Annotated in this window: 25 protein-coding genes and 1 pseudogene; 17 read left to right on the top strand and 9 right to left on the bottom strand. The window is 70.9% G+C overall.

Annotated features, from left to right (window positions below):
- Window positions 1-23: 23 nt before the first annotated feature.
- Complete coding sequence (locus M8542_RS40045; protein WP_257925593.1) at window positions 24-3,071, bottom strand: ATP-binding protein; 3,048 nt, start codon at window positions 3,069-3,071, stop codon at window positions 24-26.
- Window positions 3,072-3,182: 111 nt separating this feature from the next.
- Here M8542_RS40045 and M8542_RS40040 point away from each other — a divergent pair, with 111 nt between their 5' ends.
- Entirely contained in the window at window positions 3,183-4,865 is a 1,683-nt protein-coding gene (locus M8542_RS40040; protein ID WP_257925592.1) for a peptide-N4-asparagine amidase, read from the top strand.
- On the opposite strand, the gene M8542_RS40035 is transcribed toward M8542_RS40040, so the two are convergent.
- Entirely contained in the window at window positions 4,856-5,443 is a 588-nt protein-coding gene (locus M8542_RS40035) for a hypothetical protein (protein ID WP_257925591.1), read from the bottom strand. The two genes, M8542_RS40040 and M8542_RS40035, sit on opposite strands and share 10 nt — an antisense overlap.
- Window positions 5,444-5,518: 75 nt before the next feature.
- Between M8542_RS40035 and M8542_RS40030 the strand changes: the two genes are divergently transcribed.
- On the top strand, window positions 5,519-6,796 hold the full coding sequence (locus tag M8542_RS40030) for a cytochrome P450 (protein WP_257925590.1): 1,278 nt from the start codon (window positions 5,519-5,521) through the stop codon (window positions 6,794-6,796).
- A gap of 4 nt (window positions 6,797-6,800) precedes the next feature.
- Here the strand turns inward: M8542_RS40030 and M8542_RS40025 are convergent, their stop codons facing one another.
- Genes M8542_RS40025 through M8542_RS40015 form a run of 3 tightly spaced genes read right to left on the bottom strand, consistent with a single transcriptional unit; the run spans window position 6,801 to window position 9,042 of the window.
- Entirely contained in the window at window positions 6,801-7,757 is a 957-nt protein-coding gene (locus M8542_RS40025) for a DUF1152 domain-containing protein (protein WP_257925589.1), read from the bottom strand.
- A gap of 48 nt (window positions 7,758-7,805) precedes the next feature.
- Window positions 7,806-8,432, bottom strand: coding sequence for an alpha-ketoglutarate-dependent dioxygenase AlkB (locus tag M8542_RS40020; protein WP_257925588.1), 627 nt, complete (start codon window positions 8,430-8,432; stop codon window positions 7,806-7,808).
- A gap of 34 nt (window positions 8,433-8,466) precedes the next feature.
- Window positions 8,467-9,042, bottom strand: a complete 576-nt coding sequence (locus M8542_RS40015) for a dihydrofolate reductase family protein (protein ID WP_257925587.1) — start codon at window positions 9,040-9,042, stop codon at window positions 8,467-8,469.
- Window positions 9,043-9,210: 168 nt separating this feature from the next.
- Here M8542_RS40015 and M8542_RS40010 point away from each other — a divergent pair, with 168 nt between their 5' ends.
- Together M8542_RS40010 and M8542_RS40005 are read left to right on the top strand one after the other, a co-directional pair.
- On the top strand, window positions 9,211-9,657 hold the full coding sequence (locus tag M8542_RS40010; RefSeq protein ID WP_257925586.1) for a nitroreductase family deazaflavin-dependent oxidoreductase: 447 nt from the start codon (window positions 9,211-9,213) through the stop codon (window positions 9,655-9,657).
- Window positions 9,658-9,807: 150 nt separating this feature from the next.
- Window positions 9,808-10,386: a hypothetical protein gene (locus M8542_RS40005; protein ID WP_257925646.1), complete on the top strand. Its 579-nt coding sequence runs from the start codon at window positions 9,808-9,810 to the stop codon at window positions 10,384-10,386.
- 196 nt (window positions 10,387-10,582) lie between these two features.
- On the opposite strand, the gene M8542_RS40000 is transcribed toward M8542_RS40005, so the two are convergent.
- Window positions 10,583-11,053 (bottom strand): ArsI/CadI family heavy metal resistance metalloenzyme, encoded by a 471-nt coding sequence (locus tag M8542_RS40000; RefSeq protein WP_257925585.1) that lies wholly within the window; start codon window positions 11,051-11,053, stop codon window positions 10,583-10,585.
- A gap of 83 nt (window positions 11,054-11,136) precedes the next feature.
- On the opposite strand from M8542_RS40000, the gene M8542_RS39995 reads away from it, so the two are divergent.
- The 5 genes and pseudogenes from M8542_RS39995 (at window position 11,137) to M8542_RS39975 (ending at window position 13,909) form a co-directional block, all read left to right on the top strand.
- Window positions 11,137-11,499, top strand: coding sequence for an ArsR/SmtB family transcription factor (locus M8542_RS39995; RefSeq protein WP_257925584.1), 363 nt, complete (start codon window positions 11,137-11,139; stop codon window positions 11,497-11,499).
- Window positions 11,496-12,122, top strand: a pseudogene (locus tag M8542_RS39990) (arsenic resistance protein); the annotation flags it as partial. The gene M8542_RS39995 and the pseudogene M8542_RS39990, both read left to right, overlap by 4 nt.
- A gap of 14 nt (window positions 12,123-12,136) precedes the next feature.
- Window positions 12,137-12,337, top strand: coding sequence for a hypothetical protein (locus M8542_RS39985; RefSeq protein ID WP_257925583.1), 201 nt, complete (start codon window positions 12,137-12,139; stop codon window positions 12,335-12,337).
- Window positions 12,321-12,719 (top strand): arsenate reductase ArsC, encoded by a 399-nt coding sequence (locus M8542_RS39980; protein ID WP_257925582.1) that lies wholly within the window; start codon window positions 12,321-12,323, stop codon window positions 12,717-12,719. The genes M8542_RS39985 and M8542_RS39980 overlap by 17 nt, the downstream gene beginning before the upstream one ends.
- Window positions 12,716-13,909: an MFS transporter gene (locus tag M8542_RS39975; RefSeq protein ID WP_257925581.1), complete on the top strand. Its 1,194-nt coding sequence runs from the start codon at window positions 12,716-12,718 to the stop codon at window positions 13,907-13,909. Before M8542_RS39980 ends, M8542_RS39975 begins: the two co-directional genes overlap by 4 nt.
- Here M8542_RS39975 and M8542_RS39970 read toward each other — a convergent pair.
- Window positions 13,801-14,277 carry an arsenate reductase ArsC gene (locus M8542_RS39970; RefSeq protein ID WP_257925580.1) on the bottom strand — a complete coding sequence of 159 codons (477 nt, stop codon included), beginning with the start codon at window positions 14,275-14,277 and terminating at the stop codon, window positions 13,801-13,803. The two genes, M8542_RS39975 and M8542_RS39970, sit on opposite strands and share 109 nt — an antisense overlap.
- A 78-nt stretch (window positions 14,278-14,355) precedes the next feature.
- Window positions 14,356-15,399, bottom strand: coding sequence for a permease (locus M8542_RS39965; RefSeq protein ID WP_257925579.1), 1,044 nt, complete (start codon window positions 15,397-15,399; stop codon window positions 14,356-14,358).
- 334 nt (window positions 15,400-15,733) lie between these two features.
- Between M8542_RS39965 and arsL the strand changes: the two genes are divergently transcribed.
- From arsL to M8542_RS39925, 8 genes are read left to right on the top strand one after another with little or no spacing between them, the layout of a single operon-like run.
- Window positions 15,734-16,987, top strand: coding sequence for an arsinothricin biosynthesis radical SAM protein ArsL (gene arsL / locus M8542_RS39960; protein WP_257925578.1), 1,254 nt, complete (start codon window positions 15,734-15,736; stop codon window positions 16,985-16,987).
- Window positions 16,988-17,011: 24 nt separating this feature from the next.
- Complete coding sequence (locus M8542_RS39955; protein WP_257925577.1) at window positions 17,012-18,268, top strand: GNAT family N-acetyltransferase; 1,257 nt, start codon at window positions 17,012-17,014, stop codon at window positions 18,266-18,268.
- 21 nt (window positions 18,269-18,289) lie between these two features.
- Window positions 18,290-19,402 carry a GTP-binding protein gene (locus tag M8542_RS39950; RefSeq protein ID WP_257925576.1) on the top strand — a complete coding sequence of 371 codons (1,113 nt, stop codon included), beginning with the start codon at window positions 18,290-18,292 and terminating at the stop codon, window positions 19,400-19,402.
- Between the two features lie 14 nt (window positions 19,403-19,416).
- Entirely contained in the window at window positions 19,417-20,172 is a 756-nt protein-coding gene (locus M8542_RS39945) for a methyltransferase domain-containing protein (RefSeq protein WP_257925575.1), read from the top strand.
- Window positions 20,173-20,206: 34 nt separating this feature from the next.
- Window positions 20,207-21,247, top strand: coding sequence for an inorganic phosphate transporter (locus M8542_RS39940; RefSeq protein ID WP_257925574.1), 1,041 nt, complete (start codon window positions 20,207-20,209; stop codon window positions 21,245-21,247).
- A gap of 9 nt (window positions 21,248-21,256) precedes the next feature.
- Window positions 21,257-21,607: an ArsR/SmtB family transcription factor gene (locus tag M8542_RS39935; protein ID WP_257925573.1), complete on the top strand. Its 351-nt coding sequence runs from the start codon at window positions 21,257-21,259 to the stop codon at window positions 21,605-21,607.
- On the top strand, window positions 21,604-22,818 hold the full coding sequence (locus tag M8542_RS39930) for an ATP-grasp domain-containing protein (protein ID WP_257925572.1): 1,215 nt from the start codon (window positions 21,604-21,606) through the stop codon (window positions 22,816-22,818). The genes M8542_RS39935 and M8542_RS39930 overlap by 4 nt, the downstream gene beginning before the upstream one ends.
- Before the next feature lie 48 nt (window positions 22,819-22,866).
- Complete coding sequence (locus M8542_RS39925) at window positions 22,867-23,709, top strand: helix-turn-helix domain-containing GNAT family N-acetyltransferase (RefSeq protein WP_257925571.1); 843 nt, start codon at window positions 22,867-22,869, stop codon at window positions 23,707-23,709.
- 4 nt (window positions 23,710-23,713) lie between these two features.
- On the opposite strand, the gene M8542_RS39920 is transcribed toward M8542_RS39925, so the two are convergent.
- Complete coding sequence (locus M8542_RS39920) at window positions 23,714-25,003, bottom strand: molybdopterin-dependent oxidoreductase (protein ID WP_257925570.1); 1,290 nt, start codon at window positions 25,001-25,003, stop codon at window positions 23,714-23,716.
- Window positions 25,004-25,015: the final 12 nt, after the last annotated feature.

Raw genomic sequence — 25,015 nt, 5'->3', positions numbered from 1 at the left:
CGGCGGCCGCTGCTGTTACGGCCTCACAGGCGCCACCGGATGTCAGCCCCCGGCGCGTAACGGCACGACGAACCCGTTGTCACCGTTGTGTTCAGGTGCTTGGCCAGCTCCGGGTGCGAGTCCGCCAGCTTGCGCAGTGTGTCGCGGATCCGGGCCGTCACCGCCTTCCTGGCTCGCTCGGCCTCGTCGCCCAGGCGGCGGGTTCGGCCGCCCAGGCCCGCTGCCCTTCGCAGTTCCGCCAGCAGTGCCTCGCGTTCTCGGTCCAGGTCCGCCGCCAGGCTGTCCTTGCCCAGGGCCGCGGCTTCGTCGATCCGGGTGTCCAAGTGGTCCAGGCGGTGGCGGTACGCCGACTTCGCCGTCTCGTCCAAGACCGGGTCGCCGCCCAGGGTGGGCGCTGTGTCGGCCTCCGGGGCCAGCAAGCGGACCGCCGGGATCTCCGTGCCGGGGGAGCCGAGCAGGATGTGCAAGTCTCGCAGGCCTTTCGCGTCCGGCACCCGGATCTCACGGCCCGCGAACCGCAGTGTCCACACCTCGTCCGTGCGGCGGAACTCGTTGGCCGGGACCGCTGCGGGGGCCGCCGGTGGCGCGGCGAGGTGTGGCATGCCCAGCTCCGACGCCTCGGCCCGGACCACCGCCGTCAACGCGGCCGCCCGGTCCGCGTCGCCGGGAGCGTTGCGCTCGGACAGCACCGCGGCCAGGCGGGCCCGGACCTCCGCCGCCCACGGGCGCAGGCGCAGGCGGTCCGCCGAAGCCGCTGCCGCCGTCAGGCGCGAGATCGCCGCATCCTGGTGGCCGAGCGCGGCTTCGAGCAGCCCCGCCCAGAGGTCCACCGGGCCGCTGATCTCGCAGCCGTACAGCGCCACCAGCCACTCGCCGGAGTGCGGCGTGAGCTCGGTCAGCAGCCGCGAGCACGCTTCGCGATCGCCGGTCAGCGCCGCCGCCTGGGCCTGGTAGCGCAGCCACATCGGGGCGAACTCGCGGGAGAACGGGCCCATCACCGTGCGGGTCGCGTCGCCTTGCCGGACCGCCGTCAGCGCCGCCAGCAGGTCCGGGTGCGGGTGGTCGCCCGCGGCCAGCCGGGCCGTGCACGCGGCCAGGTCGTCGAAACGGCCCTGCAGCAGCAGGTGGCTCCAGCGCACCTGGTCCACCATGTACCCCAGCTCGCGCCCGTACGTCGCTTCGACGCGGTCGAGATCCGCGTGCGCCTCGGCGAACCGGCCGCGCAGCGCACTGACGATGCTGCGGTCCAGCAACGCCGCGAACTCGGCGAAGGGCAGGCCGCTGCCGGCCGTCAGCCCCTGAAACGACCGGTACTGCTCGAGGTAGCGCGGGTCGCCCTGCTCCAGCAGCGCGACCCACTTCAGCGACGACGCGAAGAACTCGTTCTCACGATCACCCGTCCGCCGGGCCAGCACCGCCAGCTCGTCGGTCAGCCGCTCCCGCTCCCGGGCGGTGCCCGGACCCCAGATCAGGTCGTGGCGCGCCCACAGCGTGAACGACAGCTCCTGATCGTCTTCGCCGTCGCGCGCCAGCACCGCGGCCCGCGCGGCCAGCTCCAGCGTGACGCGGTCCAGCGACAACGGCTCCGCGGGCTTCCCCGCCAGCCGTTCGTGCGCCGCCACCAGGAGATCCGACGTCCACGCGAGGCGCGCCCCGGTCGGCGCGGTGCGGGACAGGGTGAGCGCGGCCCGCGCGAGCAAACTGTCGTCGTCGAGTTCGCGCACCAGCGCGACGGCCTCTTCGAAGACACGCCACGCCTCTTCGCCATCACCGCAGCGGGTCAGCACCGTGCCCAGATCGAGCGCGAGCACGACGCGCCGCCGCGGCTCGGTGGCCCGCTCCAGTGCCCGCCGGTAGTGGCCGACGGACTCGTCGTTCGCCAGCCGGGCGCTCGCGTCGCGCGCCGCGGCCACCAGCAGCTCGACCGCCCGCGCGGGCTCGACCTCGGCGCCGGCGAGGTAGGCGTGCCGGGCGCGGTCGGCCGCGAACACCAGCGGCGCCAGGTCGGGAGCCGCGTCGAGCGCGTGGACCACCGCGGCGTGTCTTCGCCGGACCTCGGCCGGCTCCAGCTCGGCGTAGCGCGCCTCGCGCACGAGGTCGTGCGCAAAGGCGAACCGGCCTTCGCCGAGCGCGGTCACCAGGCGTGCCGCGGCCGCGCGGGCCAGCAGCTGGTCGACTTCCGGCACCGGCACCCCGGCCAGCACCGCGAGGATCCGGCGGTGGAACTCCCGGCCCAGCACCGCCGCGTCGGTCAGCAGCCGCGTGACCGGCGCGGGCAGCAGGGAAAGCCGCCGCCGCAACGCATCCCGCACCCCCGGCGCGACCGCCGACACCGGGCTGCCGCTGTGCCAGAGCCGCGCGGTCTGCTCGACGAAGAACGGGTTGCCGCCGGTCCGCAGGTGCACCTCGGCGGCCAGCGCGGGATCCGGCTCGGTGCCCGCGGTGCGGCTCATCAGCTCGGCCACCTCGCTCGGCGCCAGCCCGGTCAACGTCACCGTGGTCGCCTTCGCCACCAGCGGCAGGACGAGCTCGCGCAGCGGATGACCGGGTGCCTCGGCCTCCACATCGCGGTACGCGCCGACGAGCAGCAGCCGCTCGAACCACGTGTGCCGCGCGGCGAACTCCAGCAGCCGCAGCGACGCCGCGTCGGCCCAGTGCAGGTCGTCGAGCACCACCACGACCGGGCGATCGTGCGCCGCCGCGGCCAGCGCGGTCGTGACCGCGTCGTGCAGCCGGAAGCCGTCCGAGCCCGGGGATTCGCCGAGCAGCGCCGACAGCGTCGCCGTGTCGAGCCGCGCCCACTCCTCTTCCGGCAGCGCACGCCGCAGCGCCCGGACCACCTGGACCCACGGCCAGTACCCGGGCGCGCTGTCGGAGTCCCAGCACGTGCCGGCCAGCACCCAAGCGCCGCGCCGGCGGGCGTCTTCGGCCAGGCCGGTGACGAGCGTGGTCTTGCCGATGCCGGCCTCGCCGGTGACCAGGACCAGGCCGCCGTGGCTCGCCACGGCCCGGTCGAGCTCGGTCCGCAGCGCGGCGGCGGGGTGCGCCCGCCCGATGAGCGCGGCTGTCATGTCCGGTTCCTCCCGATTCCGGTGCCGAGCCTCTCACGGTTTCCCGCCGTTCGTCGCACGATTACCGCACTAGGCTTCGCTGCGGTGTGCCTGCCGCAGGGAGGAGTCCGGGTGCGGATCTTCACGATCGTCCTTTCCGTGGTGCTGACGTGGGTGTTCGCCGGGGCGGTCGCCTCGGCCGCGCCCCTTTCCGCCGGGCCCGTTGTGGAGGGGAGCACCGACAATCCCGTGACGGCCGCGCCGCCGGTGACCAGGCCGGACACCCCGCACTGCACCGTCACGCTGGCCGACGCCTTCCGCTCCAACGCCGCCGACGGCACCCCGCGGTTCTACGAGGGCACGCTCGCGCCGCCGAAGGCCTGCGCCGGGCCGTGGGCGAAGGTCGTGCTGGACCAGACGGTGACCGTCAGCGGCCGCCAGTACGACCGGATCGGCGACCTGCGGATCGGGCAGACCGAGGTCTGGTGGGGGACGACCGAGGAGCCCAGCGGGGAGGGCACCCGCCCGATCACCTACCACTTCGACAAGGACCTGACGCCCTACGCGGTGCTGCTGCGCACGCCGCAGCCCTTCCACGGCGGCATCGAGAACTACAACTCGCCGATCTACACCGGCGTCTACGCCCAGACCGTGACGCTCACCTACTACCAGGCCGACCGGAAGCACCCCGCGCCCGAGACCGCCGACCACGTCGCCGGCTTCGGGCACGTCGACGCGACGCCGGCCGCGCCCACCGTGCACTTCACCGCGAAGGACCTGCCGCGCAACATCACCCGCGCCTACCTCGAGGTGACGCTCGAAGGGCACGCCTGCGACGAGCAGTGGTTCGACGACGTGCCCGACGCCGTCTCGGCGAAGTACCCGGCCGCCGGGCTCTGCGGGAAGGGGCCCTACCGCGAAGCGAACTTCGCGATCGACGGGACCGGCGCGGGCAGCGCGTTCACCTTCCCGCACATCTACTCCGGCGGGATCGTGCCGCAGCTGTGGCGCCCGATCGTCGCGATCGACACCTTCAGCCTGCACGCCGAGACCTACGACATCACGCCCTTCGCGGGCCGGCTCGTGGATGGTGGGACGCACGATCTCTCCTTCTCCTTCCCGGACATCGGCGGTGAGTTCACCGTCGTCCCGACGCTACTGCTCTACACCGACAAAAACGCCGCGACGACGTCCGGCGCCCTCACCCAGCACGACGTCGCGGCGGCCCCGGCGCGGCAGGAAACGGTGCGGGACATCAAGGACGGCGTGAACGTCACCGTGACGGCGAAGCGCCACGACGTGACCGCCGGGTACGTCGACACCTCCGCCGGCCGCGTCTACACGCGCGTCGAGCGGACCCGCGACTACCGCAACAGCGACGACGTCACCGGTGGCGGCTTCACCCAGCACGTCGTCCAGGGCGACGCCGGCCAGCAGACCTCGACGTCCACTGTGGACGGCCGGGTACGCGCGGCCGCCCGGCACACCTGGTCCTACCCGCTGACGACCGACGCCACGGCGAACATCACCGACGACCAGAACCTGCGCATCTCCGGCGCGGCCGAGATGACGAAGATCCTCGGCGACCTGACCGGCGACGGCCGGAACTGGCGGCCGGTGGGGGCTTCGCGTGAATGGTTGTCCGCGTCGGGGGTGCTGGCCCGCACCAACGGCGTGAACACCGAGGCGGACGGCCGGTCGAAGACCCTCTTCACCGGCACCGACGACCGGGGCCGGCCGTACTTCCACTACGCGGCCAGCGAACACGGGCTGATCACGGAGAACCGGGAGCTACCGCCGGGTGGTCACCGGTAGACCGTGGGCAACGGCCCGCGGCACCGCTCGGCGGACAGGGTGAAGCCGAGCTCCCGCGACCCCATCGCGAGGGCGGCGACGAGCTCGGCGGCCGGAGAGGGCGGCCTGGACGCGGTGAAGAACCCGGCGGCCCGCAGGGGCCCGGCCCAGCGCTCGGCGAGGTCTCCGGTGCGCGAGTCGTACGGCTCGCCGAGCCCCATGACGAACCGCGGGCGCCCGTCGAGGAAGTGGCTCAGCTCGCCGGGGCCCATGGTGTTCAGGGCGACCGAGAAGACTTCGGGGCCCAACGCCGCCAGGGGCGACGGTCGGCCGGCCCCGTCCGCGCTCGCGCGCACGGGCTGGATCACCGCGGTCCACGCGCCCTCGGTCGCGAGCCGGACGCACGGGCGCCCGTCGTGGGGCAGGCCCGAGGGGCCCCACGTCTCGATCAGCTTCCGCGGCCGGGCCCGCGCCGGGTCGAGGCCGTGGGCGCGGAAGACCGCGTCGGCCGTGGTGTCGCGGACGAACGTGAGCCGCCCGTCGTCCTCGAAGGTCGAAGGGTGCTCGGTCACCCACTGCCACTCGTCGTACCCGGACACGCGGTCCAGCTTGCCCGCGTGAGGCCCGTCTCGCCGTCGGTCACCCGATCGGGCTAGTGCGGTACTGTCGAAGACATGGGGAGTCTCCGCTCACGGGTCCTGGGCTGGGTCGGGCGCCGGTACCTCGCCTGGCAGTCCAAAAAGGGCTTCGACCTCGAGAAGATGTCGTCCATCCTGCCCGATTCGGCGCTGCTGCCGCTCAAGCGCGAAGGTCTCGACCCGGTCGCCGAGATCGGGGCGATCCGCGCCGAGGCCCCGATCAGCAAGCTCGACCTGCCGTTCGGGATGAACGCCTGGTTGGTCACGGGTTACGACGAGGCGAAGGCCGTCCTCGGCAAGGCGACCGGGTTCTCCAGCGACTTCACCAACCTGGTGGGCAACGCGGGGGTGACCGAGGACCAGAACCCGGGCGGGCTCGGCTTCGCGGACCCGCCGGTGCACACCCGGCTCCGGAAGCTGCTCACGCCCGAGTTCACCATGCGCCGGCTGAGCCGGCTGACCCCGCGGATCGACGAGATCGTCACCGAGCAGCTCGACGCCATGGCGAAGGCGACCGGGCCGGTCGACCTGTGGCAGGCGTTCGCGCTGCCGATCCCGTCGCTGACCATCTGCGAGCTGCTCGGCGTGTCCTATGAGGACCGTGAGGACTTCCAGCGGCTGAGCACCGCCCGGTTCGACCTCTTCGGCGGCGCGAGCGCGTCGCTGGGTGCGATGTCGGAGTCGCTCACCTACCTGCTCGACATCGTCAAGAAGCAGCGCGAAGAGCCCGGCGACGGCCTGCTCGGCATGCTGATCAAGGAACACGGCGACGAGATCGACGACCGCGAGCTGGCCGGCCTGGCCGACGGGGTCCTCACCGGTGGCCTGGAGACCACGGCGAGCATGCTCGCGCTCGGCGCGCTGGTGCTGCTGCGCGACGAAACGGCGTTCGAAGCGGTCCGCGGCGACGACGAGTCCGTGCACCGGTTCGTCGAGGAGCTGCTGCGCTACCTGACGGTGGTGCAGATGGCGTTCCCGCGCTTCGCCAAGGAAGACATGGAGATCGCGGGCGTCAAGATCAGCGAGGGCGACATCGTGCTGGTGTCGCTGTCGGCGGCGGACCGCGACCCGAAGCTGGGCGCGGGGATGGAGGAGTTCGACGCCACCCGCGAGCCGACGTCGCACCTGGCGTTCAGCTACGGGATCCACCGCTGCATCGGCGCGGAGCTGGCCAGGATGGAGCTGCGCACGGCGTACCCGGCGCTGGTCCGGCGGTTCCCGGACCTGCGGCTGGCGGTGCCTGCGGAGGAGCTGTCGTTCCGCAAGGTGTCCATTGTGTACGGCCTGGACGAGCTCCCGGTGCTGGTGGACTGAGCCGTCAATGCGAGATGGCCCGCCGCGGCCGCCGTTTGACGCCGTCGCGGTGCGCTTCGATGGCCAGCGCGACCTCGGGGGCGGTGTTCGTGGTCGCGAGGTCGGCCAGGTAGCCGACTCCGGCGGCGAGGGTCGTGAGGTCCGCGCTGAAGTAGACGCCCATCAGCGGGTTCACGAACAGCTCGCTGCCCGCGGTGCGCGTGGTGAACCGGACGTCCCCGAACTCGCCCCGCAACGCGGCGGCGATCTGCCCCTGCACGATGCTCGGCCGGCTCGGCGTGGCCCGCTGCGCATGCGCGACGGCGTCCAGGTAGGCCTCGGCTTCCGGTGAGCCGGACGGAATCGAGAGCGCGCCGAGGAACCCGCCGGCCCGCTCGAGGGTGGCGAGGTTCTCCAGCACGTGGGCGTGGCAGACGCCGTGGAAGGCGTCGATGCCGAAGCCGAGGCTGACGACCAGCTTGTCGACACCGTCGAGCGTGGCGACCGCGGCGAGGCTGGTCATGTCCTCTTCGGGCGTGCCGAGACCGGACTCGTCCCCGCGCAGCAGGATGTCGGTGCCGCCGTCGACGAGCACGACGGCGTCGACGGCCAGGTGCGCGGCGAGGCTTTCGTAGGCATCCCGCAGCGGCTGGACGCCGGTGCGGGGGAAGGCGTGGACGACCGCCGGCCACCCGCGGGACTCGAGCCAGCGGGCGAGGGTCCGCTCCGGGAAGTAGGCGTCGTCGCCGGCGCTGCCGGGCCGCACCCGGGCGACGTCGGGGGAGAGCCAGTCGTCGAGGTCGAGCCGGTTCAGGTCGCTGAAGGCGAGGTTGGCGAGGTGGACCTCTTTGCCTTGGGTCCTGAGGGCGGCGGCGAGGGGAAGCCCGGCGTAGACGTCGAAACCGCCACCGGCGCCGGCGATGAGGACGCGGCGGGCCGACCGGAGCCGGGCGAAGAGCGGCGGTTCGGCGAGGGAGAACACGCCGACATCGTACGGAGTCCTCTGTGGATCAAGGCCCGGCCCGGGGGCTCAGTTCACCCCGCGCGGCCGGAACTGGATGCTGATCCGCGGCCCCACCGCCTTGGCCGTCTTGGGCACCGCATGCTCCCAGGTCCGCTGGCAGCTCCCGCCCATCACGAGCAGATCGCCGTGCCCCAACGGCCGGGCCAGCGTCTTGCCGCCGCCACCGCGCGGACGCAAGGCCAGGTTGCGCGCGGCGCCCACCGAAAGGATCGCGACCATGGTGTCTTCCCGCGCCCCGCGGCCGATGCGGTCGCCGTGCCACGCGACGCTGTCGCGGCCATCGCGGTAGTAACACAAGCCCGCCGTGCGGAACGGCTCGCGCAGCTCCCGCAGGTAGTGCTTGCTCAACGCCTCCCGCGCCGCCGCCAGCACCGGATGGGGGAGTGGCACGTTCTCGCGGTAGTAGCTGAGCAGCCGCGGCACGGCGACCACGCGGTCGTACATCTTCCGCTTCTCCGCCTGCCACGGCACGCCCTCGACCAGCGCCGTGAACAGCTCGTCCGCACCCGCCAGCCAGCCCGGCTGGACGTCGACCCACGCGCCCGAGCCCAGGTCGGTCCGCTCCGGCGCGAGCGTGCGCAGGGAGACCGACTCCTGGGTGTCGAACAGTGAAGACTGGAGGCCCGGCGTCATGACCTCCAGCCTACACCAGGATCGAACACCTGTTCTAGTGAATCACGTCGTAGACGAGCTTCTGGATCCCGTTGCCGTACGTCTCGGCCTCGACGACCTTCAGGTTCTGCTTGTCCTTGTCGGCGTCGCTGAACAGCCGCTTGCCCGCGCCGAGCAGGACCGGGAACACCAGCAGGTGGTAGCGGTCGAGCAGGCCGGCGTCGGCCAGGGCGCGGTTCAGGGTGGCGCTGCCGTGGACGGTGATCGGGCCGCCCTCGGTCTCCTTCAGCGCGGCGACGTCGTCGAGTGAACGCAGGATCGTCGTCTCGCCCCAGTTCGCCACGAGGTCGGACTCGGCGAGCGTCGTCGACACGACGTACTTGGGCATGGCGTTGTAGCCGGCGAACTCCTCGGTCATGCCCGGCCACACCGGCGAGAACGCCTCGTAGCTGACCCGGCCCATCAGCATCGCCGCGGATTCACCCTGCTCGCGGCCCTTGAGCTCGTAGGCCGCCGGGTCGAACTCGATGTCCTTGAACGTCCAGCCGGTGTTGCGGTAACCGGACTCGCCACCGGGGGCTTCGACGACCCCGTCGAGCGAGACGAAGGCGGTGGCGATGAGGGTGCGCATGGGGTGCTCCTACGTGGTCTCGGCCTGCTTGCGCCAGTGTGTCGAACGGGCTCGACCGGATTCGACACCGCCCGGGAAAAAAGTTCGCAGTGCGACGATCCGGCTGGAACACTCCGGGTACGTGGTCCGAGAACCCGGCTGGAGCACTGGAACGAAAGGACCACCACCATGGCCGTCGCCGACGACCTCGACCGCGCCACCGACTCGGCCTGGGACTGGGTGGCCGAGCAGACCCGCGCCTACCTCGCCTCGGACGGCGCCCAGGGGCACGAGTCCGGCGGCGTGTTCACCCTCATCCTCGCCACGACCGGCCGCCGGACCGGCGAGCCCCGCCGCACCTGCCTGATCTACGGCACCTCGGGGGACGACTTCGTGGTCGTCGCCTCCAAGGCGGGCTCCGACGACGATCCCGCGTGGTTCAAGAACCTCGAGGCCGAGCCGAGCGTCGGGGTGCAGGTCGGCCCCCGCCGGTTCACCGCCCGCGCCCGGGTCGCGACCCCCGCCGAGCGCGAGGTGCTCTGGCCGGAGATGGCGGGCATCTTCCCGCTCTACGACGAGTACGCGGCGAAGACCGAGCGCGTGATCCCGATCGTCCTGCTCACCCCGCGGGACTGAAGCGGGTCTTGTCCGTGACCGGCCGGGCTCGTACAGTCATGGCCACGTCAGGACAGTAACGTCGAGACAAAAGGTCTGGACCGGTGTCCGGCGTACCGCCGCCTCGAGTGACACAGGAGGTTGACGGTGCGCAGACTTCGCGGCGCGGGCGTGCTCGCGGCGGTCGTGACGGGGCTGGCGGTGCTGGCCCCGGCAGCGGGCGCCCAGGTCGGGACGGGCCCGTGGGTCTCGGACTCGCCGGGTTACAACACCCAGCAGAAGGGGTGCGGCCAGGTTTCCGGGCTGACCTTCAAGCTCACCTGCTCCTCGACCAGCGGTGAGCAGCGGGCGGAACGCCGGTACGACACCTACAGCGGCGGCACCCACCAGTTCGAGGGGTCCTTCAAGATCACCAGCATGACCGGCTCCCGGATCAGTCTCAAGCAGACGTTCCGGGACGGCTCGAACGCGGGCCCGTACTTCCTGCTGGCCGTGGAGAAGGGCGGCCGGATGTACGCAGTGGAAGGCGGGGCGACGCTCGGCAGCGGCGCGACCGTCGGCACGTCGGTGCGGGTCAACACGATCAACCAGGTCGGCAGCTCGCACAAGGTGTACCTCAACGGCTCGCTGAAGCAGACGATCTCGAGCCCATCGGGCAGCTACTACGACAAGTTCGGCAGCTACCGCACCTCGAGCGGCGCGGGGCCGATCACGGTCACGTGGAGCGGCGTGAAGTTCTGGCACAAGTAGAGCGGCGTCTTCCCCGAGAACACCGCCAGCCGGGAACTGCATCGCCGGGCCGGATTTCGGGAGATCGGCGTCCGCGAACGCGTTGGGCAGTATCACGGCTTGTGGCGGGACGTCGTGATGATCGAACGCCGCAGCACGCGGGTCGGCAGCTGAGCGGAGCCGGTGCGCCCCTCGATTGCGCACCGGCTCCGGGGCTTCAGTTGCAGCAACCCTCCGGCTTGGCCGTCGCGCCGGTCTCCGCGTCCGGCGTGCAGCACGTCGCCGGGGTAACCAATGCCGCGCTGCCGGTGCCGTACGTCGTCGAGTCACCCTTGACCGTGTAGACCTCCCATGGCTCCTTGCCCGGTCCGTGCACCCACACCTTGTCCTGCACCGCGTAGCAGCACGTGGTGTCGTCCTCGGTGAGCGTCTCGAGCCCCTCGCCGGTCAGCCGCTGAGTCGCGGCGTTGACCTGGTCGCTCGATTCGACCTCGACGCCGAGGTGGTCCATCACCGTCTCCTGGCCCGGCTCGCCCTCCAGCAGAACCAGCTTCAGCGCCGGCTCCTCGATCGCGAAGTTCGCGTAGCCCGGCCGGAGCTTCGCCGGGTCGGTCCCGAACAGCTTCGAGTAGAAGTCGATCGATCCGGCCAGGTCCCCGACCCGCAGGGCCAGCTGTACCCGTGACATCTTCACTGCCTCCTTGGATAGATATCTGTCTAAGTAGACGAACTTAGATTGCCGTCTATATGTGAATCTGTCAATATAGAGGCATGTCTAAGCAACTGCCGCTCGTCGCGATGGACGCCTGCTGCGCGCCCCTGGCCCGGGAGCCGCTGACGCAGGACCAGGCAGTCGAGCTGTCGCACCTGTTCAAGGCGATGGCCGACCCGGTCCGGCTGCGGCTGCTGTCGCTGATCGCCTCCCACGCCGGAGGTGAGGCGTGCGTGTGCGACCTGACCGACGCCTTCGACCTGACCGGCCCGACCATCTCCCACCACCTGAAGGTGCTGCGCGAGTCCGGGCTGGTCACCGGGGACCGGCGCGGCACCTGGATCTACTACCGCGTGCACCCCGAGGTGCTGGCGCGACTGTCGGCGGTGCTCACGACCACGAGCGAGACGGTCACCGCGTGACCACGATCGCCGAGGCGCCGCCGCGACTGTCCACCCTGGACAAGTTCCTGCCGGTGTGGATCGCGGCCGCGATGGTCGCCGGGCTGCTCGCCGGCCGCTGGATACCCGGCCTGAACACCGCGCTGTCCGCGGTGCAGGTCGACGGCATTTCGCTGCCGATCGCGCTCGGACTGCTGGTCATGATGTACCCGGTCCTGGCGAAGGTCCGCTACGACCGGCTCGGCACCGTCACCCGCGACCGGCGGCTGCTGTGGCCCTCCCTGGTGCTGAACTGGATCATCGGCCCGGCGCTGATGTTCGCCCTCGCCTGGCTGCTGCTGCCGGACCTGACCGAGTACCGGACCGGGCTGATCATCGTCGGCCTCGCCCGCTGCATCGCCATGGTGATCATCTGGAACGACCTCGCGTGCGGCGACCGGGAAGCCGCCGCCGTGCTGGTCGCGCTGAACTCGGTGTTCCAGGTGATCGCGTTCGGGCTGCTCGGCTGGTTCTACCTCTCGGTCCTGCCGGGCTGGCTTGGCCTCCCGCAGGCCGACCTCGCCGTGTCCGGATGGCAGATCGCCAAGAGCGTGCTGATCTTCCTCGGCATCCCGCTGATCGCCGGCTACCTGACCCGCCGCTTCGCAAGGAGCCCCCGATGACACGCACCTGGACGTGGATGCTTCGCCATCGCCAAGCGGCCGGCGCGCTCGCGGGCGTGGTCTGGGTACTGGTGTTGTGGTCGTTCACCGGCCTGGCCGTCGCGGCGGTGTGCGGCCTCGTCTTCGCCGCGATCATCGCGACGATGCTGCCCGTCCCGCACGTCGAAGGGGAGAACACCCGTGACCGGCAAGCCTGAAGTCCTCTTCGTCTGCGTGCACAACGCCGGCCGCTCCCAGATGGCCGCCGCGCTGCTCGCCCACCACGCCGGTGGCGCAGTCGACGTGCGTTCGGCCGGCTCCGCGCCCGCCGACAGCATCAACCCCGCCGTGCGCGAGGCGATGGCCGAGGTCGGGCTCGACCTTTCTCGCGAGGTGCCGAAGAAGCTGACGACCGACGCGGTCGAGGCCGCCGACGTCGTGATCACGATGGGCTGCGGGGATGCCTGCCCGATCTTCCCCGGCAAGCGGTACCTGGACTGGCAGCTGGAAGACCCGGCGGGCAAGGGCGTCGAGGACGTCCGGCCGATCCGGGACGAGATCGATCGGCGGGTGCGGGAGCTGCTCGCCGAGCTCCGTTGACCGACCGCAAGCTCGGCGCGGTGCTGGCCGTCCTCTGCGTCACCGAGATCATCAGCTGGGGCGTGCTGTTCTACGCCTTTCCCGTGCTGGTCCCGGCCATCGCTCGCGATACCGGGTGGTCGCCGGCCGCGCTCACCGCGGCGCTGTCGGTCGCGCTGCTCGTCTCCGCCGTGACGGGCATCGCGGTGGGACGGCTGCTTGATCGGCGGGGTCCACGCCTGCTGATGACCGCCGGGTCCGTGGTCGGCGTGGTGGCGGTGGTGGTGATCGCGACCGCGCGCACGTTGCCGTGGTTCTTCCTCGGCTGGGTCTGCGCCGGGCTGGCGATGGCCGCGACGTTCTACCCGCCGGCGTTCGCCGCGCTCACCCGCTGGTACGGTCCTCGCCGCGTCCGGGCCTTGACGACGCTGACGCTCGTCGCCGGGTTCGCCAGTACCGTGTTCGCCCCGCTGACCGCGCTGCTGGTCGAGCACCTGAACTGGCGGAGCACCTACCTCGTCCTCGCGGTCGTGCTCGCCGTCGTCACCGTCCCAGGCCACTGGTTCGGGCTTCGCCGCGAATGGCCGCCGGTCGTCGCCGACGTCGAGCTGCCGTCGAGGCCGCGCAGCGAAGCGCGGAGTCCGGCGTTCCTCGCACTGGTCGCTGCGTTCAGCCTGACCGCGCTCGGTACCTACGCCGTCGTCGTCAACCTCGTAGCACTGCTCGCCGAGCGCGGGCTGTCGACGGGCATGGCCGCGATCGCGCTCGGCCTGGGTGGGGCCGGCCAGGTCGCCGGGCGGCTGGGGTTCGCGACGCTGGTGAACCGCACCGGCGTCCGGACCCGCACTGCCGTCGTCATCGTCGTGCTCGCGGCCACGACCACCTTGCTGGGCGTGCTGACCTCGGGGGTGACCCTCGTTTGCGCCTCAGTGCTGGCCGGGATGGCGCGCGGGGTGTTCACGCTGCTGCAGGCGACCGCGGTCGCCGACCGGTGGGGCACCGCCGGGTACGGGCGGCTCAGCGGCCTGCTGTCCGCGCCGATGGTGACCATGTCGGCGGTCGCGCCATATGCCGGTGCGGCGCTGGCCGCGCTCACCGGCAGCTACTCGACGGCGTTCCTCGTGCTCGGCGCGCTCACCGTCGCCGCGGTCCCGGTATCGCTCGCGGCCCGGCCCGCCGTCGCGCCGGTCAGCTCCGAAAGCAAATCCTGAACCCGCCGCTCGATGTCGTCGCGGACCGGGCGGATCTCCTCGGCGGGGCGTCCGGCGGGATCTTCGAGCTTCCAGTCCAGGTAGCGCGTCCCGGGAACGATCGGGCAGGCGTCTCCGCAGCCCATCGTGATGACGACGTCGGAGCGTTCCACGCTCTCGGTGGTCAGCTTCTTCGGATGCTCGCCGGAGATGTCGATGCCGCGCTCGGCCATGACCAGGACGACGGCCGGATTCACGGTGTCGGCCGGTGCGGAGCCCGCCGAGCGCACGACGACCCGGTCACCGCCATGGTGGCGCAGGAAGGCCGCCGCCATCTGCGAGCGACCGGCGTTGTGGATGCAGACGAACAGAACCTCGGGTACGGACAAGTGAAGTCCTTCCACGTCAACGGATTCGCTGTGGTCGTGCCGGGCGGGCGGGAGGGGTGCCGCCCGCCCGGCACAAGTTCACAAGAGCAGCTGGGCGAGGAAGCCGAGCAGGATGCTGCCGAGCATGCCGAACGCGATGTACAGCGCGAACACCTTGTTGTTGACCACGCTGCGAACCGCGACCATGGCCGGGATGGTCGTGACGGACCCCGCGAGCAGGAACGTCACCGCCGCGCCCTGCGCCATGCCCTTCGCCAGCAGGCCACCGACGATCGGGATCGCACCGACACCGTTGAGGTACAACGGAATGCTGATGACCGCCGCGAGCGGGATGGCCAGCCAGCCCTTGTCGCCGCCGAGGATGCTGGTGATGATGCCGTTCGGGACGTAGACGCGGATGACGCCTTCGAAGACGCACGCGAAGACCAGCCACTTGCCCAGGGATACCGTGTCGCGCAGGAAGTTCCGGCCGGTGATGCGCCAGTTCCGCTTCGACTTGAGGCTCGCCTTCGCCTGCGGCCACCACGGGGCGCCGTCGTCATCGTCGTCCTCGGGCGCCGTGCCGCCGGTCGTCGCGGGTGCCTCGGTGAGGACGGTCGTGCCGCTGCCGCCACTGGTGGCCACCGCGACCTCGGCCGGCGCGGCGGCGCGCTCCCGTTCGTCGACAGCCGGCTTCTTCTCCGGGCGCAGGACGTCCTTGAAGCCGCCGCGCTTCTCGACGAGCAGGATGATGACACCAGCGCCGATCGCGAGCACGAGCGCGCCCAGCAGGCGGGCGGTCGCCAGCGGAAGGCCGATCTCCTTCGCGGTCAACGCGAAGATCGGCGGATCCATGGCGGGAGAGGCGATCCAGAACGACATCACCGCCGACAGCGGCACGCCGCCCCGCAACAGCTTGCGGATCAACGGGATGACGGTGAAGGAGCAGAACGGGCTGAACGCGCCGAGGCACGTGGTGAACAGGACACCCAGCAACCCGTGCTTGCGGAACGAGCGGCGCGCGACGACGTCGAGGTAGAGCAGGTCGACCATCGCCGCGATGGCCAGGGCGATGAAGAAGAAGATGCTCAGGTCGACCAAATTCTCCCAGGCCAAGCGCAGGACCTCGAGGATCTTGTCCATGCCACCATCCTTGACATCGGGGACCGGATTTCGCGATGCGGAGGACGTGCAGCTGCCCCCAGCTTTAATCGATGCTAGTCGATGAAAGGACCTCGGTCCATACCCGCCGATGGTCGGGGGATGTCCTCCGCGGAGTCCGGCGCGGGCGTGATCACAACGTCCGAAAGGATGAATTCCGACCTTGAAAACCGTGATCTACCTGCGTTTATCGATCCATTGACATGTATCGCTGAAGCGTGCAATCGTGATGCCTCGTACGAGGAGAGGCCCGCCGCCGGGCCGGTTCCGCTGGGGGAACCAAATCCTTTTTGTCCGATTCAGTTGTGGGGGAAGCATGCCCGCTGCGCGTGTACTCGTCGCGTCCGCTTTCGAAGCCGAGCTTCAGCCGCTGACTTCCGCCTGCGCCGGTGCCGCGATGCGGGCGCAAGGTGCCGACGTCGTCGGCTGGGACGCCCACAAGAACCCGGACGTCGTACCGGAAGGCGAGTTCGACCTGGTCCTGCTGTCGGTGCAGCAGTTCGAGGGCGTCGAGCGCGGCCTGAACCTCTCCGCCCGGCTGCGAGAATCCTTCGGTGGCGCCAAGCTGGTCGCGTTCGGGCAGTACGCCCAGATGAACCACCGCAGGTTCCTCGAAACGGTCGACGCCATCGTGATGGAAGAACCAGAGCTCGTCGCGACCGAACTCGCCGAGGTCGCCCGCGGCGAGCGCGAGGTCGCCACCGTGCCGGCATCGATGACCGCGCAGGGAATGCGGCCGAAACCGCCGCACCGGCGCATCACCGTCCCGGCGCCGGCTCGTGATTTGTTCCCGTCCTTGGTGCATTATCCGGCGCACCATTCACCATACGGGTTGATGGGCAACGTAGAGACCACGCGCGGCTGCCACCACAAATGTACGTACTGCTCGGTGTACGGCGCCTATGACGGCGGAGTCGCCGCGTACAACGCCGACACCGTCCTGGCCGACTGCCTCCAGCTGGCCGAGGAAGGCGTGCGGCACTTCTGCTTCATCGACGCCGAGTTCTTCAACTCCCGCACCATCGGCGCCGGCGTCGTCCGCCGCCTGGTCAAGGAGATCGGCCCGATCACCTTCGAGTTCACCACCCGCGTCGACCACATCCTCAGCTACCAGAAGGAACTCACCGAGCTCGTGTCGCTCGGACTGGTGAAGGTCACCTCGGCGCTGGAGTTCCCGTCGAACCGGATCCTGCGGATCTTCGACAAGCACATCGACGTCGACCACATGCGCGCCGCGATCGCCGAGGCCGAACGCATCGGGTTCGTGCTGTACCCGACGTTCATCCCGTTCACCCCCTGGGTGGAGTACGACGAACTGCTCACCTTCGAGGACTTCCTCATCGAGACCGGGCTGGCGAAGGTCACCGACCCGACAGCTCTGCAGACCCGGCTGCTGCTGTTCAAGGGATCGCCGCTGCTGTCGTCGCCCTGGATGGAGGACATCGCCACCGTCGACCGCGGGCTGTGGGTCGAATGGACGCACCCGGACCGCCGCGTCGAACAGCTGTGGATCGAGCGCCGTGCCGACGCCGAGGACGTCGGCAAGGTCCGTTGCTGCGTGAAGTGCTGAAGACCGATCGGAGGGACAGGAACGATGGGCGGATCGCCGCGGGTCGTGGTGAGCACGGGCCAGGGGTTGCCGGACATGGACTGGGCGGGGGAGCTGGCCGACCTCACCGACGTCTTCCCCTACCTCGGCCCGACGTGGCTGAGCGCCAGCGAGAAGGCGCTGACCGACTTGCAGCCGTGGCACACGATCGCGACCCGGGCGCGGGGCGAACTCGCGCTGCTGCCCGGGTATGTGATGACCGTGCCGCCGGTGGTCGACCACGAGCCGCGGACCTACCTCGGCTGGCAGGCACCGAGCGGGGAGGAGGTCTGCTGCGGCGCGCAGACGGACGCCTGCATCAGCGGCGAGGTCGACGCGCTCGGCGTCGATCCGTTCTTCCCCGCCTTGCTGCTCGGCTCGCCGCTGGGTTACCGCACCGAGGTGGCCTACAACTTCTGGACGCCGAACCTGATGGCACAGCTCGTTGCCGAGCTGGCGCCGGCGGCGTTCGCGCAGGGCATCCGCTGCATCGTCGCTCCCTGGATCTCCGGGCGCAGCGGCAACGACGCGCTCGTCACCGCACTGGACCAGGTCGGTGGCCACAGCACCTTCTGGGGCTATGAGGACTATCTGCGGCTCGACGCCGATTCCTGGGACGGGCACCTCGCCGCGCTCCCACTGAAGAAGCGGCAGCGGATCAAGAGCGACGTCCGCCGCGCCGAGGCGGCCGGTGTGCACGTCGAGCGCGTGGACGGTGAGGCCATCCGTCCCCACGTCGCCCGGATCGCCGAGCTGACCTGCCTCAACCGGGAGAAGAACGGCGCCGGCGAAGAGCCCGCGCACATCGCCGAGATGCTGACCGCGTTGATCGACGCGGGCTCCGACGTCCGGGCCTACCTCGGCACCAAGGACGACGCCCTGGTCGCCATTTGCGTCGTGATCCGCAAGCACCACCGGCTCTTCCCCAAGTGGGCCGGCTTCGACTACGCCGCGATCGGCGAGCGCAGCGGCATCTACTTCGCGCTCGTGCTCGACGCGCCGGTCCGCGACGCCTACGCCGAGGGCCTCCGCACGGTCGAGTTCGGCGCCGGCGCGCACCAGGCCAAGGCGCTGCGCGGCTGCAGCCCGCGTCCGGTGACTACGGCGATGGTCATGTCCGACCCCGAGCTGCGTCCGCAGGTCGCGCGGTGGATGGACGCCTTCGGCGCCAGCCGCCGCGTCGCGTTCGGCGACGCCCCGGCCACCCACACCCCGCTGCCGGTCGTCTCCAGGGGCTCCGGCGCCTGCTGCTCCGACGGCTGACCACACCCTGGAGGACCTGCTGTGATCACCTTCGTGCCGCTGACCGGGTTCCTCGGGGCCGGCAAGACCACCACCATGATCGCCACCGCACAGGCTCTGCAACAGCAGGGACGGCGCGTCGCGGTGATCACCAACGACCAGGGTGTCGAGCTCGTCGACACCGCGCTCGTGCGCAGCAAGCTCGACTCCGTCGCGGAAGTCACCGGTGGCTGCTTCTGCTGCCGCTTCGAGGACCTCGTCGACACCATCCGCGCTCTCGTCGACGGTGCCGGCGACACCCCGGTGGACACGGTGATCGCCGAGGCGGTTGGTTCGTGCACGGACCTGCAGGCGACCGTGGTGCGGCCGCTGCGCGCCTACTACGGCGACAGCATGGTCGTCAGTCCACTCACGACAGTCATTGACCCCTTGCGGTATATGGCTTTCGACCGCGCGACACAGCGGGGCGAGCCGGAGTCGGACCTGTCGTACCTGTTCCGGCAGCAGCTCATCGAGGCCGACGTCATCGCCGTGAACAAGCTCGACACCATCGCGCCGGATCGCGCCACCGAGCTGATGACGCGGCTGGCCGCCGACTACCCGAACGCGGCGGTCGTCGGCTACAGCGCCAAGTCCGGCGACCGCGTCGACGAGCTGGTGAAGGCGTGGGACGGCCCGTCCGGCAACCAGGCGGTCGACCTGCAGGTCGACTACGACCGCTACGCCGCCGCCGAGGCTCAGCTGGCCTGGATGAACCAGGACGTGCAGCTGACCTCGGAAGCGCCGCTCGACCTCACCGCGTGGGGCCGGCAGATGCTCGCGACCCTGGGCAGCTGGGCGAGCTGCGCGGGCGCCGTTGTCGGGCACGCCAAGCTCACCGTCGAGGCCGCCAACGGCGACTTCGCCAAACTCAGCCTCACCGCGGCCGGCGCCGAGCCGACGGTCGACCGGGCCGCCGAGAAGCCGGCCACGACGGCCCGGGTGATCGTCAACGCCCGCGTCGCCTGCGAGCCCGCCGAACTCGATGCTGCTGTCCGCGATGCCGTGGCCACGGCGAACGCCGCCACCGGTGCCCGTTCTGCGGCCACCGCGCCGGTGTCGTTCAAACCCGGTTACCCCACCCCGGTCCACCGGCTCGCCGCCACCGGCGCCTGACCCGAAAGACGACCATGACCGACACCACCACCGAGATCCAGGACTACTACCGAGGGAAGGCCGCCGAGGCCGCGGAGGCGAAGAGCTGCTGCGCGCCGGACCCGACACGGTTCGGGCCTGGCGCCTACGGCGACATCGGCGCCGATGAAGCCTCCGACGCCGCGCTGCTGGCCAGCCTCGGCTGCGGCAACCCGACCGCCGTGGCCGAGCTGCGCGACGGCGAGACCGTCCTGGACCTCGGCTCCGGCGCCGGGCTGGACCTCATCCTGTCCGCGCGCCGCGTCGGCCCGGACGGGCAGGTCTTCGGCCTGGACTTCCTCGAGGAGATGCTCGCCGTCGCCCGGCAGAACATCGAAGACGCCGAGAGCGACAACGTCATCCTGCTCAAGGGCACTATCGAGCAGATCCCGCTCCCCGCGGCCACCGTCGACGTCATCATCTCCAACTGCGTGATCAACCTGTCGGTGGACAAACCCGCGGTGTTCGCCGAGATGGCGCGCGTGCTCGCGCCCGGTGGCCGGCTCGGGATCACCGACGTCGTCGCCGAGGACCACCTCACGCCCGCCGACCGGGCCGAGCGCGGCGGCGTCAGCCAGTGCATCGCCGGCGCCTTGTCGAAGGCCGAGTACCTCTCGTTGCTGGCCGAGGTCGGGCTGACCGGCGCCGAGGTCGTGTTCACCCAGGACGCCGCCGACGGCATGCACTCCGCGATCATCCGCGCCCGCAAGCCCGGTGCCGACGACTGCGGACCGAACAGCGGTTGCTGCTGAACATCGAGGTTTTCGATCACTGAGGGGAGTACGGATGTCTTTCACCGCGATAATCGTGTTCGTTCTCGTGGCCGCCCTGGCCGCGGTCAACGGCAGCAACGACGTGCCCAAGGGCGTCGCGACCCTGGCGGGAGCCGGGGTCACCAAGTACAAGACAGCGATCATCTGGGGCACGATCACGACGCTGATCGGCTGCGTCTGCTCGCTCGGTCTCGCGTCGAAGATGACCGCCCTGTTCTCCAAGGGCATCATCACCGGCGCCACCACCGACGCGTTCGCCGTCGCCGTGCTCGCCGGCGCCGCGTTCTGGGTCGGCCTGGCCACCGTGCTGCGGCTGCCGGTCTCCACCACCCACGCCCTCATCGGCGGCATGGTCGGTGCGGGCTTGCTGATGAGCACCGGCGGCGTGTCCTGGAGCGCCGTCGGCAGCAAGCTCGTCACGCCGTTGCTGGTCAGCATCGTCGTGGCCTACGCCATCACGATGATCCTCGCGGTCGCCACTGGTGCCGCGAACAAGCGCCGAGCCGCGAGTACCCCCTCGGCCACGCCGGCTTCCGAGGGCGGCGACGTCGCCGTGCAGACCGCTCCCGCGGTGACGCCGGAAAAGACCTCGTCCCGGATCATGACCGCGGCGCACTGGTTCACCAGCGGCGCCACCGGCTTCGCCCGCGGCCTCAACGACACCCCGAAGATCGTCGCCATCGGCGCGTTCGCCCTGGTGCCGGCCGGGATGAAGCCGTGGCACATCATGGTCCTGGTGACCGCCGCGATGGCCGCCGGATCGCTGCTGGGCGGGATGCGGGTCGCGGAGAAGCTCGGCGAAGGCGTGGTCAAGATGAACCACCGCGAAGGCTTCCTCGCCAACCTCACCACCGCCGCCCTCGTCGGGGTCGGTGCCGGTGCAGGGCTGCCGATGTCGACCACGCACGTGTCCACCGGGGCGATCGCCGGATCCGCCGGCCCGAATCTCAGCCGGATCTCCGGCGGGACGATCCGCAACTTCCTGATCGCCTGGCTGGTCACCCCGCCCGTCGCCGGTGTCGTCGCGGCGCTGGTGTTCATCTTGGCTCGCTAGCCTGGGGGAGTGAGCGAGCACAAGCTGGAGCGGGAGACCGCCGAGTCCTACGCCCGCTGGTTCCACGCGCTGTCGGACGCGAACCGGGTCATGATCGTGCACTTCCTGGCCCAGCAACGTGACCCGGTTCCCGTCGGCGCGATCGTGGACCACCTCGGCATCTCCCAGCCCACCGTCTCGCACCACCTGAAGATCCTGTCCCAGGTCCGGTTCGTGACCCGCCGCCGAGCCGGGACCAGCATCCTCTACGCGATCAACCACAGCTGCGAAGTCGGCCTGCCCACCGCCGCCAACGTCGTCCTCGGCCTGCTGGCCACCCGCGACGGGAACGATCCGATTCCGCTGGAAAGGACGTCGTGACCGAGCACCCGGCGCTGTTGCTGGTCGGCAGCGGGGACCGCCGCTACCGCGAGTACATCCTCGCCGCGCTGCGGCCGCACTTCCGGCTGTGGCTGCTCGACTCGGTCGAGCCGACCTGGCAGACCGAACACGTCGACGGCGTCACCGTCGTCGACACCCGTTCGCCGGACGCGCTGGCGTCGGCTGTGCGCGAGCTCGAGTTCCGGCCCGACGGCGTGCTCACCTACGACGAATCCCTGGTCACCGCGGTCGCCGCCTTCGCACAGGAGGCCGGACTCCCAGGCAGCCCGCCCGAAGCCGTCCAGGCGTGCCGGGACAAGGCCTCGACCCGGGCCGTGCTCGCCGAGGCGGGGGTCCCTCAGCCGACGTCCCGCCCGGTCGCCTCGGCCGAGGACGCCGTCGCCGCGGCCGGGAACATCGGCTACCCGGTGGTGGTCAAGGCCCGCGGCCTGGCCGGCAGCCTCGGCGTCCTGCGCGCCGACACCGCCGAGCAGGTCGCCGAGGCGTTCACCGCGGCCGCCGGAGCGTCCTGGCCCGGCGTGCCGCGGTACGACGCGGACGTGCTGGTCGAGCAGCTGCTCACCGGGCCCGAGATCAGCGTCGACGCCGTCGTCGACCAGGGCGTCTGCCACCCCCTGGTGATCGCCCGCAAGCAGACCGGCTTCGAGCCGTTCTTCGAGGAGACCGGCCACGTCGTCGACGCGGACGACCCGCTGTTCGAAGACGCCGCGCTGCTCGACCAGCTCGACCAGGTCCACAAGGGCATCGGCTTCACCCACGGCGCCACCCACACCGAGTTCAAGCTGACGCCGCGCGGGCCGCGTCTGGTCGAGATCAACGCTCGCCTCGGCGGCGACTTCATCCCGCGGCTCGGCATCCTCGCCGGCGGCGCCGACCCGGTCGTCGCCGCTGGTCAGGTCGCCGTCGGCCGCCCACCGGCCCCGCGGCGCCCGCTGCGCCGGACCGCCGCGATCCGCTTCCTCTACCCGGCCCACGACTGCGAGGTAGCCGCCACCGCGGTGCACCCCGAGCGGTTCGGACCCACTGTCCACGAGGCCCTCGGCACCGCCGGGCCCGGCACGAAGCTCGCCCTCCCGCCGAGGGCCTACCTCGCCCGCTACGGACACGTCATCGCCGTCGGCGACGACCACAGCCAGGTGGTCGCCGACCTGGCTGACGCCGAGGAGCTCGTCGAGCTGCACAGCAGCTGAACCATCGACGGCCGTCGATCCCTCACCCGGGTGAGGCACAATCGGGGTATGACGACGACCGCGCCGGACGCTGCGCTGCTGCCCGTCGAGGACGCCGCGACCTACGCCGAATGGTTCGCGTGCCTCGCCGACACCACGCGGGTGCGGATCCTGCACGCCGTCGCGGCCGCGGGCAAGGCCGTCACCATCGGGGAGATCACCGAGCAGATGGCGATCAGCCAGTCCAACTGTTCCCACCACGTCCGCAAGCTCGCCGACGTCGGTTTCGTGCGGTTGCGCAAGGTCGGCACCGCCACTCTCGTGTCGGTCAACGCCTCCTGCGCGGTGAGCCTCCCGCACGCCGCCGACGTCGTGATGGGTCTGCTCGCACCCAAGCCCACCGAGCCCGGCGACCTCGTCCCGGACGTCACCATCCGGCCGCTGCGCGCCAAAGATTGGCCGGCCGTGCGGCGCATCTACGGTGAGGGCATCGCCACCGGCGACGCGACCTTCGAAACCGAGGTCCCGCCGCGCGCCGAGCTGGAGGCCAAGTGGCTGCGCGGACACCGCTGGATCGCCGAGGTCGACGGGCAGATCGCCGGCTGGGCCGCAGCCGGGTCGGTGTCCACTCGCGACTGCTACGCCGGGGTCGCCGAGACCTCGGTGTACGTGGGGGAGAAGTTCCGCGGCCGCGGCGTCGGGAAGGCCCTCATGCACCACCTGGTCGCCGCCGCCGACGAGGGCGAGCTGTGGACGCTGCAGACGTCGATCTTCCCCGAAAACCGCAACAGCGTCGCCCTGCACCACGGCGCCGGGTTCCGCACCGTCGGCATCCGCGAGCGCATCGGCGAGCTGGACGGCCGGTGGCGAGACACCGTCCTGCTCGAACGGCGCCGCGCCTCCCAGCTCTGAACGCTCAGGCCTTGCTGATCCGGCAGGCGAAGCACTTGTACGCCTGCTGGCCGGACAGGTTGTCGTAGAGGCCGTCGTCGACCAGCCCGTTGGCGGCCTCGTAGCGCGGGTCGCCGAACTGGTCGCCGACCTGCTGGGCCGGGCCGAAGGTGTTGGGCACGAAGATCGTGTCCGGCCGGATCGCCGGCCAGAACAACGCCGTCCCGGTCACCTTCCCTCGCGGGCTCTCCACCACGACGGTGTCGCGGTCGCCGATCCCGAACCGCCGCGCGGTGTCGGGGTGCACCTGGACCAGGCGGATCCCGTTGAGCTGCTCGCCGGTCGGCGTCCAGTGCGTCACGCTCGCGAAGTGCACGACGCTCGGCCGTCCGGTCATGCCCATCAGCGGGAAGTCCCGGTGCACCGCGTCCGAGCCCGGGACGCCGAGGCGGACCTTGTGCGTCACCGCCTGCGGGTTGACCGGGTTGGTGACGAACCCGGGCTCGTAGGCGATCGTCGGGTTCGCGCCGGTCACCTCGGGGTGGGTGTAGAAGACCGGCAGCGCCCGGTGGCCGGATGCGGCGAGCTTGCGGTCCAGCTCGGGGGTGAAGATCTCGACGTTCCCGCTCGGGGTGAGGAACCGCTTGCCCGGCGCGCCGAGCGCGGCCGCCGCTTCGTACCAGGAGGGGTGGTCCAGGTAGAGAGTGCTCACGCCGGGGTGCGACGGGCTCGGGCACGGCCAGCGCAGCGGCTCGGCGCGGGCGTCCATCCGCTCCTGCGTCATCCCGCCCATCGCCGGGGTGTGCTTCACGAACTCCGCCCACAGCTTCGAGTAGTCCTTCCAGCTCTGGGGGAACGCGTCGGTCCAGTAGCTGGTGGGCTTCTTGCGGTCGCGGCGGCCGAAGGCGTGGGCGAGGTCGATCCAGATCTCCCAGTCCGGCTTGGACTGCCCGACCCGCGGCACCGCGGCGTGCTGCCAGCGGATCGCACGGTCGTCGCGTCGCATGTAGACGCCGTCGAGCTCCAGGCCGCTGGTGACCGGCAGGATGACGTCGGCGTAGTAGGCCGCTTCCTCCATGAACAGGCCGGTGTAGACGTAGAAGTCCAGCTTCTTGAACGCCGCGCGCACCTTGTTCGTGTTCGCTGACGAGATGAGCGGGTTGCCCTCGGTGATGAGGGCCTTCAGCGGGTACGGGCGGCCGGTGAGGATGGACTCGGCGAAGTAGTCCGGCCCGACCGGCAGCGCCTGCTCCAGCGGCGGCGTGCTGACCGTGAGCTCGGGCAGGCGCAGGTCGCCGGGCCAGGTGTTGTGCATGAAAGTTGCAGC

This window comes from Amycolatopsis iheyensis (assembly GCF_024703995.1).
Taxonomy (GTDB): Bacteria; Actinomycetota; Actinomycetes; order Mycobacteriales; family Pseudonocardiaceae; genus Amycolatopsis; species Amycolatopsis iheyensis.
This window is presented reverse-complemented; position numbering and strand designations above follow the sequence as displayed.